Here is a 9,960-nt window from a genome sequence, read left to right as displayed (position 1 = left end):
CCTATGGTTGGCTCGATGCGCTAGCGGATCAGCTCGCCCCTTGTCCGTGTGAGCCCGCGTCCGACATCTCGGTCCGGGTGAGCTTAGTTGCTGGCTGGAGCAGCATCCCCCACAGCTTGGCAAAGAGTCTCTGCGTCGGGGATGCGCTCTTGCTTCGGCATGCCTATCGTGTCGCTCAACGCGAATTCGGACTATTCACGACCCGGCCTGTCGCACGCCTGGCTTACGACGAGGCGGGCGTTTTTACTATCGAGGATGCGATGGAAGCGTTTGACGATTGGCTCGACGTGGAGCCGGCCATGCCGGCGCCGGACAACGGGGCCGCGCGTGACACCCTTGTGACCGTAGTCGCCGAAGTGTGCGGCTTCGACGTTCATGCCAGTGCGCTAGCCGCACTGAAACCGGGCGATATCTTGACCGGCCAAGCGCGTCCCGATGAATTCGTCACGCTGAAGGTCGGCGGACGCTCGATCGCACGTGCCACGTTGCTTGATATCGACGGACGGCTCGCCGCGAAGATCGAAACGCTATAGACGCTAAGGACGCTATAGGCGCTCAACGCCGGGACATTCAGGTCTCGGCCGGATAGGCGAGCGGCACCTTCGCACTGGACAATCAACGCGCTATCAGGAAGCAGTCCGGAGTTTCTGCCATGACGTTGCTGAATCAGCCGCTGCAGCTGGTCGCCCTTTTGTTCGCGCTGTCGATTTTGCCGCTCCTTGTCGTACTTGGAACGTCTTTTCTCAAGCTGACGATTGTCTTTTCGTTGCTGCGCAACGCACTCGGCATTCAACAGATTCCGCCGAACATCGCCCTCTACGGGCTCGCCTTGATTTTGACCTTGTTCATCATGGCGCCCGTGGGGCTCGATATCCGCGACAACCTCGCAAGCCACCCCCTCGAGATCCAAGCCGACGATTTCACGGGTCAAGCTCAATCGAGCGTCCTCGCGCCCTATCGTGGGTTCCTCGAGCGCAATACCTCGCCCGATCAAGTTCGCTTCTTCTCCGAAATCGGGCATAAGCTTTGGCCGCAACGATACCGGACACGGATTGCCGACCAGTCGCTGCTCGTTCTGATGCCGGCATTCACGATCAGTCAGATGAAGGAAGCCTTCAAAATCGGACTCCTGCTCTATCTGCCCTTTGTCGCGATCGATTTGGTGGTGTCGAACGTCCTCCTCGCCATGGGGATGATGATGGTGTCGCCGATGACCATCTCTCTGCCGCTGAAACTGCTCGTCTTTGTGCTGATGAACGGTTGGGAGAAGTTGATCGGCCAGCTGTTGATGTCGTTTTCTTAAGAGCCCGAAGGGAGACGTCCATTGAGCGAGGCCATCGTTACGCAACTTGCGGCACAGATGTTGTGGCTCGTACTGCTGCTGTCGCTCCCCGTGGTTGTCGTCGCATCCGTCGTCGGCATTGTGGTGAGCCTGTTGCAAGCGCTCACGCAAATCCAGGATCAAACGGTGCAGTTTCTCATCAAGCTGCTCGCCGTCGCCGCCACGCTGGCGGGCACCTACCACTGGATGGGCGATGTCGTGCTCAACTACGCCAACCAGTCATTCGACAGAATCTCGCAGATGAGACCGTGAGTATCGCGTTGTGGACGCAATGGCTGCCCGCCCTTGGCTTTTCGGTGCTGCGGCCGCTTGGTGCCGTGCTGATGGTGCCGCTTTTCAATCGCGCAACGCTAGGCGGTGCGCTGTCGCGCAACGCGCTGATCCTGCTCATCGCCCTCCCGCTGCTGCCGATGCACGAAGCGTGGCCGGCTCTCGACTCCGCGCGTGAAACGTGGCCCATACTCCTATCGACCGTTTGCACGGAAATCGCCATCGGCATCGTGATTGGATTTTCCGCAGCGATTCCGTTCTGGGCGCTCGATATGGCTGGCGCATTCATCGATACGATGCGCGGCGCGACAATGGCCAACGTACTGAATCCGCTGCTCGGCCAGCAATCGTCGTTGCTTGGCATCCTCTACTCGCACGTGTTCAGCCTGCTTTTTCTGTCGACAGGCGGACTCAATCAATTCATCGCTGCGATTTACGACTCGTACGGCACGCTTGCACCGGGAATAGCGTTAACTCGCGACGCGCGTTGGTTATCTTTTTTCTTGCGCGACTGGCAATTGATGTATGAGCTATGCCTGCGCTTCTCGATGCCCGCATTGATCGGCATTCTGCTCGTCGACATGGCGCTTGGGCTCATCAACCGGTCGGCCCAACAACTCAACGTCTTCTTTTTATCAATGCCCTTGAAGAGCGCGTTCGCAGTACTGCTGCTGATCGTGAGCATGGGCTTCGCCTTTCACGCGCTCGTCGATCGCTCGGCGACCTTCGTCAGTCATGTCCAGACCCTGCTCTCGCCCACGCCATGAGCGAAAAGACGGAAAAGCCCACTGCGCAAAAGATCAAGGAAGCACGTAAGAAGGGGCATGTCGCCAAAAGCACCGAAATCACAAGCGGTGTGCAACTGGCTGCTTTGCTCGGCTACTTCATGGTGGAAGGCCAACACTTGTTTAACGCGTTCGAAGCGCTGAGCGCGTTATCGATCGACGTCGTCAATGAGGACTTGGCAAGCGCCGGTGCCCAATTGCTCGGTGCAGCCGCGCACGTTCTGCTGCGTTTCGTCACCGGCCTCGCCGTGCTGGTCGTGCTCGCGACCGTTGCGGCGATCGTCGCGCAAACCGGCCCCCTCCTCGCCCATGAGGCCATGAAACCGTCGCTTGAGAAAATCAATCCGCTAGCGAATCTGAAGCAGATGTTCTCGGTTCGCGCCCTCTTCGAATTGGCCAAATCGCTCTCGAAGGTGGTACTGCTTTCAGTGATCTTCTTTTATTTGATCCGCCAATACGGTGCTTCGCTCCAGTTTCTGCCTTTATGCGATGTCGCTTGCGGGTTACACGTCAGCGTGCGATTACTCTCTTGGATGTGGGGCGCGTTGCTTGCGTTTTACGTCCTCTACGGTATCGCCGATTACGCATTTCAGCGCTACAGCATAAGAAAACAGCTGATGATGTCCGTCGAAGATATCAAAGATGAATACAAGAACTCGGAAGGGAACCCCGAAGTCAAGCACAAGCGCAAAGAGGCTCACCGCGAAGTGCAAAGCGGCAGCCTCGCCGCCAATGTCGGCAAATCGAGTGTCGTCGTGCGCAACCCGACACATGTCGCCGTGTGCCTCTACTACCGTGCGGGCGAAACGCCGTTGCCGCAAGTTCTCGAGATCGGCCATGATGCGCGCGCACGGCATATCGTCGATCTTGCGGATAAAGCGCGCGTGCCTGTCGTCGAAAACGTGGGTGTCGCGAGAGCGCTCGCCGCGCAAACCGAAGTAGGCGGCTACATCCCTTCGGGCTTATTCGAACCGGTCGCGAACATCCTGCGCCTCGTGATGAAACTCGAGTATGAGGACGCGGTGCACGCTTGCCCTACATCCACAGACGCAAACCCGTAAACACGAGCATGCCGACGATAATCGTGCCGAGCATATTGCGCCGCCAGATAAACCAGGCGAGACCCGCGAGCGTGCCGTAGAGCGCATGATTCGCGAGCCCGAACGAAATGCCATGCTCGGTCTGTAGCACGTCGGGCAACAGGACTGCCACGAGCGCAGCAGACGGTGCGCAGCGCAAGGCGCGCTGCACACGTTCTGGCAATACAGCGCGCTCGCCACCAATGAGGAAAAAAGCACGCGTCAGTGCCGTGACAACCGTCATGCCCGCGATCGCAAACCAGATTTGCAAAGCCGTCATCGCGATGCTCCCTTGCCCGATGCGCTCGCCCTTGCCCGCCTGCCGCGCTCGCGTCGGGTATCCGCGCATTCCACAATAAGGTCGACGACGCTGCCCGCACCAATCGCCGCAAACACGGCGAGCGGCAGGTCGAGGCGATACGGCAGATCCATCGCGACAAGTGCAACGATGGCGGCCACGACGACCGCCGCCAGGGTCGATCGATTGACGATCGAGGTGATGATGAGCGGCACGAGCACGAGCGTGCCGGCGAGCTCCAGTCCCCAATTGTTGGGGAAGAGACTGGCGAGCAGAATCCCGATGATCGACGCTACCTGCCACGCAAGCCAATTAGTGCCGGCCATGCCCCAGAAGTACGCCTCCTTTCCCTGCACGTAGCCGTTGGCGAAGGACTTTTTCTGGAACAGTAGGTAGACGACGTCGCCGTTGAAGTAGCCGAGCACGAGCCGCCGCCAGAGTGACAGATATGAGAAGTGCGGCGTGAGCCCTGCGCTGAAGATCAGGAACCGGACGTTGACCATCGCCGCGGTCAAAAGTACGGTCCAGATCGGTAGTTTGGCCGCAAGCAAGGGCAGCACGGCGAGTTGCGAGGTGCCGGCGTAGACGAGCAGCGACATGCCGAGCGCCTGCGGCACGGTCAACACCGACTTGCTCATGGCGATCCCGGTCACGAGCCCCCACGAGAACATCGCCATGAGGGTCGGCGAGAACGCATGCACACCTTCGCGAAAGGCGGCGCGGTCAGCGGCGGAAAGACGGGTGAACATGGGGGGCAAGAGGCGGCGGTGCGGCGAACGAAGTTGGACATCGAACATTCGCGGCAAACCGCCTGACAACGCCGCGAACCGGAAAGCCGGCATAGCGGAACCGGGCAAGCTATCGATTATAGAGGCGCTTTGCGCATCCCATCTTCGGATGGCATTCAAAAGACGCTAAAATGAGACATTTACCGCACAAGCCCCAAACCCGCGAGGAGATTACTTATGTCAATGGCCGACCGCGACGGCAAGATCTGGATGGACGGCAAGCTGATCGACTGGCGCGACGCCAAGATCCACGTCCTCACGCACACGCTGCACTACGGCATGGGCGTTTTCGAGGGTGTGCGCGCTTACAAGACAGCCGACGGCCGCACGGCGATCTTCCGTCTGAAAGAGCATACAAAGCGCCTGTTCAATTCGGCGAAGATCTTTCAAATGAATGTGCCGTTCGATCACGAAACGCTTGAGGCCGCGCAGTGCGAGGTCGTCCGCGCAAACGGGCTGGAATCGGCCTATCTGCGGCCGATCGTTTGGGTCGGCTCCGAAAAGCTCGGCGTGTCGGCCCGTGGCAACACCATCCACGTGGCGATTGCGGCTTGGCCGTGGGGCGCCTACCTCGGCGAAGACGGGCTCACGAAGGGCATCCGTGTCAAGACGTCGTCGTTCACGCGCCATCATGTCAACGTTTCGATGGTACGCGCGAAGGCTTCGGGCTGGTACGTCAACTCGATCCTCGCCAACCAGGAAGCAACGGCTGACGGCTACGACGAAGCGCTTTTGCTCGACGTCGACGGCTACGTCTCGGAAGGCTCGGGCGAGAATTTCTTTCTCGTGAACAACGGCAAGCTGTACACGCCTGATCTTTCTTCCTGTCTCGACGGTATCACGCGCGACACCATCCTCACGCTTGCCCGGGAAGCCGGTATCGAGATCATCGAAAAGCGGATCACGCGCGACGAAGTCTACACGGCCGACGAAGCGTTTTTCACCGGCACCGCGGCCGAGGTCACGCCGATTCGCGAGCTTGACAACCGCACCATCGGCAACGGTGCGCGCGGCCCGATCACGGAGAAGCTGCAAACCGCGTTCTTCGACATCGTTTCCGGTAAGCGCGAGCAGTACGCGCACTGGCTCACGAAGGTCTGATTCGCCCAACGCGTCCCTGACGCCAGGGCGCCGGTCAGACAACGGGCAGAGCCGCTATTTGCCCGTGCATCGGCCAGTGCATCGCCGCAGTCCATCGCCTATAAAGAGAATCGATCCTCATGAGCGTAACCAAGGAAATGCCGCTGGTCGAATTGTCGGCACAAGACCTGCCCGCTTACTGCCCGAACCCTTCGATGCCGCGATGGAGCACCCATCCGCGCGTGTTTATCGACGTGACGCACGGCGAAGCGCACTGCCCCTACTGCGGCACGCGCTACAAGCTGCGAGAAGGGGAAGTCGTCCGGGGTCATTGAGCGCAGCCGGGGCAAGGCCTGCGCCATCCGGCGCGACGTTCGCCGCTCACCGCGTCGCGCCCGGCGCATGCTCGATGGCCATTCTTGGGATGGAGCTCCGGGCGGCATGCGCTTTCTGAACCGGCGCTCGCCCTTCCCTTCGGTGGATGGAGTCGGCAATGCGGCGGTTTGCTCCGCTTTGCGGATGGCCTCGCCGTTTTCATTGCGCGATAGCGGCCTATCCCTCAATATGCCGCCTTGTTCGATCTCAAACGAGGACATTTTCACTCATGCGGCGCGCACTGGTTATTGCACCGAACTGGATCGGTGACGCGTTGATGGCGCAGCCGCTGTTCGCGCTGCTCAAGCGGTTGCACCCACGCGTGACGCTCGACGCGGTCGCGCCCGGCTGGGTGGCGCCCGTACTCGAGCGCATGCCTGAAATCAGCGAGGTCCATGCGACCGACCTCGCGCATGGCAAACTACAGCTCGCGCGGCGCTGGCAACTCGCTGCCGATTTGCGCGACGTCGGGTATGACGCCGCATACGTACTGCCGAATTCGCTCAAGTCCGCGCTGATCCCGTGGCTTGCCGGCATTCGATTGCGCATCGGCTATACGGGCGAGCATCGCTATGGATTGCTTAACGTCCGCCATGCAAACCCGCGTAAGGATACGCGCGCTCCGATGGCCGCGCATTACGCCACCCTTGCCTACGCACCCGGCTCGCATGTGCCCGACCTTGCGGATCGCTTGCCGACGCCGCGTCTCGAGACAGACCTCAACGAATCGGCACGCGTGTCCACGCGCTTCAATCTCGATACGCGCGTGCCGCTCATCGTCTTTTGTCCAGGGGCCGAGTACGGGGGAGCCAAGCGCTGGCCAGCGGAACATTTCGCGGCGCTTGCGCAGATGATCGGCCAATCGTTTCCGTACGCGCAGATCGTCGCGCTCGGCTCCGGCAAAGATGCGTCGATCGCCGAAGCCATCGCCGAGCACGCGCCTCGAGTGCGCAATCTCTGCGGCCAGACGTCACTCGGCGAAGCCTGCGCGCTCATCTCGCGCGCCGGCGCCGTCGTCAGCAACGACTCGGGTCTGATGCACGTCGCCGCGGCGCTGCGACGTCCGCTCGTGGCCGTCTTCGGCTCGAGCGACCCGCGCCACACGCCGCCTTTGTCAGACGTTGCGAAGGTACAATGGCTGCACCTCGAATGCAGCCCGTGCTTTGCGCGCGAGTGCCCGCTGGGCCATTTGCGGTGCCTGCGCGAACTGACGGCCGAGCAAGTGTTCGGCGATGTGCGCGCGATGCTGCTGCGCGAGCGCTGACGCACGGACGCCCCAGGCGCATTCGTGCGTTCATTGAGCCAGGACGCCGGGCAAGCATGAAGATGGCCGCGTCGCGATGTAACGCACTTGTGCGGATGCGCCGCGGCGTTGCCAGCAACCGGCGCGCCGTTGCGCGCGAGAGACCTCGACGAGCTATCCGATGCCACGTTTTGCCCGACTCTTCGAAGCTGCAGCTGACACGCTGAACGAGTATTACCAGGCGCTTGCCGACAACAATGTCGACAGCGTGATGGCCTTGTGGATTGACGAAGAATTCGCAAGCTTCATCGACTCGAAGAGCGGCCACTGGCATGGCATCGACAACATCCGTGCCGGGTTCGCGCAATTAGCCGCGGATCACACGCTGCCGGCCGCTGTCGAGCCCCTCGACGTGCGTGTCTACGACAGCCTGGGGACGGTTGTCTATGCCGTCGCGGAAGCGCAGCGGCTGCGCGATCCCGTGGCGCCGCCGCGCATGGTGTATACGACGTACGTCCTCGTTCACGAGCGCGGCGAATGGCGCATCGCGCACATTCATGCGAGTGCGATGTCTGAGGAAACGGCAAACGAGTTTGCCGCAAGGGTTCGGCAGGGGCAAGGCGCATTACATTGAGCGGGGGGCTCGACGCCGACCGCTCGTTTTAGGCTGGGGAAGAAGACCATGAGTACGGCACACGAAAAGCCAACATCGATCCCGGCGATGGACGGGGCGGCTGCCGGGACACTGGTCGAGTTGCTCTACTCCCCGCCGTGCTGGCTGCCGACAAGCCATGCCCAGACGATCGTCCCCGCCCTTTTTGGGCGCCGGCCCATGGTCCACTATCGACGTGAGCGATGGAACACGCCCGATGGCGACTTCATCGATCTCGACTGGCTCGCCGATCCCAGCGGCGGCGTGGCCGCGCCGCCGCCCGATGCACCACTCTTCGTGCTGTTTCACGGCCTCGAAGGCAGTTCCGACTCGCACTACGCACGCACGCTGATGTCGAGCGCGCGTGCCAATGGCTGGCACGGGGTCGTACCGCACTTTCGCAGCTGCAGCGGCCCGCTCAATCTTGCACCGCGCTTTTATCACCTGGCCGACAGTGATGAAGTCGATTGGGTGTTGCGCCGTCTGAGGGCCTCGCATGAGGGGCCTATCATCGTCGCAGGCGTCTCTCTCGGCGGCAACGTGCTGCTGCGTTGGCTCGGCGAGCGTGGCAGCGACGCGACGTTCATCGCCGCCGCCGCGGCCATTTCCGCCCCGCTCGACGTTCATGCCGGCGGGCGGGCGCTGTCGCAAGGATTCGCGGTCATCTATACGATGAGCTTTTTGAAGACGCTCAAGCGGAAGGGTTTGCAAAAGCTCGAGCAGTACCCGGGACTCTTCGACCGCGACGCCATGCTTGCAAGCCGCACGATGTACGACTACGACAACGTCGTTACCGCCCCGCTCCACGGCTTTCGAAACACCGAGGAATACTGGACGCACGCGACGACCCGTCCCCTGTTGTGCGACGTTGCTGTGCCGACACTCGTCCTCAACGCGCGCAACGATCCCTTCTTGCCGAGCACGGCGTTGCCGACACGCAATGAGGTGTCGGCGGCCGTCGAGCTCGACCAGCCCGAGGCAGGCGGCCACGTTGGCTTCATGACCGGGCCGTTCCCGGGGCGCATCGACTGGTTGGCGCGACGGGTGTTGTCCTTCTTCGAACCGTTTTCGCGCAATGGATGAAATCGTCAAAGCAGCGATCGCCAAATGGCCGAGTGTGCCGCACTGCACAGGCTGGCTGCTGCTCGACCGCCGCGGCCAGTGGCGCATGCGCGACGAGCGCGCTCAAGCGCTGCGCGATCTGGGCGCGCCAGTGCGCCACCCGGCGCTGATCGGCTTTATCAACCGCAATTACGAACGCGATGAGCGCGGTCAGTGGTTTTTCCAGAACGGACCGCAGCGCGTCTATGTCGAGCTCGCCTATACGCCGTGGATCGTGCGGCTCGGATCCCGAGAAACAAACGGCCGTAGCGAGCCTACCCTCACGGATCATACGGGCGGATCCTTCGAGCCTGCTGAGGCCTTGATCGACGAAGATGGCGCCGTCCTCATCGTCGATTCAGCGACGCCCACCCGCATTGCGCTCTTGCATGACCACGATCTTGGCCTTTTCAGCGAGTTCGCAACGCTAACGCTCGACGACGACGGCGCCGCGGGCGCCGGGCGCTTCCATTGGCGCACGGGATGCGACTTGCCGATCGGCACCATCATGCGCGCAGACGTGCCCGAGCGTTTCGACTTCGTGCCGAGCCCAGCTTCAATGGCAATGGCGGCGCCGTGAGTGCCCGGCAGCCCGGGCACATGAGGTGAGCGCTTGGACAGCGCTACGGGATCCGTGCGTCGCCGGCAGTTGGATGGACTGTTAAGTTAAGATAGGCGCCCTTCGAAGGAGCCCGATATGGCGGAACTGACACATTTCGACGCGGCCGGCCAGGCGCACATGGTGGACGTCGGCGGCAAGGAAGAGACCAAACGGATCGCGCTCGCGCGCGGCTCGATCCGCATGCTGCCCGAGACGCTTGCACTGATTCGCGGCGGCAATGCAAAAAAGGGGGATGTCCTCGGCGTCGCGCGCATCGCCGCGATCCAGGGTGCAAAACGCACGTCCGACCTGATTCCGCTTTGCCATCCGCTTGCACTGACGCGAG

At 61.6% G+C, this 9,960-nt stretch carries 14 protein-coding genes; 12 read left to right on the top strand and 2 right to left on the bottom strand.

Annotated elements, in window-relative coordinates:
* The 5 genes from VL598_RS10520 to VL598_RS10500 all read left to right on the top strand — a co-directional run.
* Positions 1–533 (top strand): FliM/FliN family flagellar motor switch protein (locus VL598_RS10520; RefSeq protein WP_325326653.1); only part of this gene is annotated, 533 nt, incomplete at its 5' end.
* Between the two features lie 119 nt (positions 534–652).
* Positions 653–1,303 carry a type III secretion system export apparatus subunit SctR gene (sctR, locus tag VL598_RS10515; protein ID WP_325326652.1) on the top strand — a complete coding sequence of 217 codons (651 nt, stop codon included), beginning with the start codon at positions 653–655 and terminating at the stop codon, positions 1,301–1,303.
* A gap of 21 nt (positions 1,304–1,324) precedes the next feature.
* Positions 1,325–1,594, top strand: a complete 270-nt coding sequence (locus VL598_RS10510) for an EscS/YscS/HrcS family type III secretion system export apparatus protein (RefSeq protein ID WP_325326651.1) — start codon at positions 1,325–1,327, stop codon at positions 1,592–1,594.
* The gene (gene sctT, locus VL598_RS10505) at positions 1,591–2,379 is read left to right on the top strand and encodes a type III secretion system export apparatus subunit SctT (protein WP_325326650.1); all 789 of its coding nucleotides are present in this window, start codon (positions 1,591–1,593) and stop codon (positions 2,377–2,379) included. The genes VL598_RS10510 and sctT overlap by 4 nt, the downstream gene beginning before the upstream one ends.
* Complete coding sequence (locus VL598_RS10500) at positions 2,376–3,458, top strand: EscU/YscU/HrcU family type III secretion system export apparatus switch protein (protein WP_325326649.1); 1,083 nt, start codon at positions 2,376–2,378, stop codon at positions 3,456–3,458. The genes sctT and VL598_RS10500 overlap by 4 nt, the downstream gene beginning before the upstream one ends.
* On the opposite strand, the gene VL598_RS10495 is transcribed toward VL598_RS10500, so the two are convergent.
* Both VL598_RS10495 and VL598_RS10490 read right to left on the bottom strand, forming a co-directional pair.
* On the bottom strand, positions 3,433–3,756 hold the full coding sequence (locus tag VL598_RS10495) for an AzlD domain-containing protein (RefSeq protein ID WP_325326648.1): 324 nt from the start codon (positions 3,754–3,756) through the stop codon (positions 3,433–3,435). The genes VL598_RS10500 and VL598_RS10495 overlap by 26 nt on opposite strands.
* A complete protein-coding gene (locus VL598_RS10490; RefSeq protein WP_325326655.1) occupies positions 3,753–4,523 on the bottom strand; it encodes an AzlC family ABC transporter permease in 771 nt (256 codons plus the stop codon). The genes VL598_RS10495 and VL598_RS10490 overlap by 4 nt, the downstream gene beginning before the upstream one ends.
* Positions 4,524–4,739: 216 nt before the next feature.
* On the opposite strand from VL598_RS10490, the gene VL598_RS10485 reads away from it, so the two are divergent.
* From VL598_RS10485 to moaC, 7 genes are all read left to right on the top strand, one after another.
* Positions 4,740–5,663, top strand: coding sequence for a branched-chain amino acid transaminase (locus VL598_RS10485; protein WP_325326647.1), 924 nt, complete (start codon positions 4,740–4,742; stop codon positions 5,661–5,663).
* A gap of 119 nt (positions 5,664–5,782) precedes the next feature.
* Entirely contained in the window at positions 5,783–5,977 is a 195-nt protein-coding gene (locus VL598_RS10480; protein WP_325326646.1) for a zinc-finger domain-containing protein, read from the top strand.
* 269 nt (positions 5,978–6,246) lie between these two features.
* Positions 6,247–7,281 (top strand): lipopolysaccharide heptosyltransferase II, encoded by a 1,035-nt coding sequence (waaF, locus tag VL598_RS10475; RefSeq protein ID WP_325326645.1) that lies wholly within the window; start codon positions 6,247–6,249, stop codon positions 7,279–7,281.
* A 160-nt stretch (positions 7,282–7,441) separates the two neighbouring features.
* A complete protein-coding gene (locus VL598_RS10470; RefSeq protein WP_325326644.1) occupies positions 7,442–7,894 on the top strand; it encodes a nuclear transport factor 2 family protein in 453 nt (150 codons plus the stop codon).
* A 48-nt stretch (positions 7,895–7,942) separates the two neighbouring features.
* Positions 7,943–8,995, top strand: coding sequence for a YheT family hydrolase (locus VL598_RS10465; protein WP_414718694.1), 1,053 nt, complete (start codon positions 7,943–7,945; stop codon positions 8,993–8,995).
* On the top strand, positions 8,988–9,593 hold the full coding sequence (locus VL598_RS10460; RefSeq protein ID WP_325326643.1) for a DUF2946 family protein: 606 nt from the start codon (positions 8,988–8,990) through the stop codon (positions 9,591–9,593). The genes VL598_RS10465 and VL598_RS10460 overlap by 8 nt, the downstream gene beginning before the upstream one ends.
* A gap of 117 nt (positions 9,594–9,710) precedes the next feature.
* Positions 9,711–9,960 (top strand): cyclic pyranopterin monophosphate synthase (gene moaC, locus VL598_RS10455; protein ID WP_325326642.1); only part of this gene is annotated, 250 nt, incomplete at its 3' end.

It is taken from the genome of Trinickia sp. (assembly GCF_035492435.1).
Lineage (GTDB): Bacteria > Pseudomonadota > Gammaproteobacteria > Burkholderiales > Burkholderiaceae > Trinickia.
This window is presented reverse-complemented; position numbering and strand designations above follow the sequence as displayed.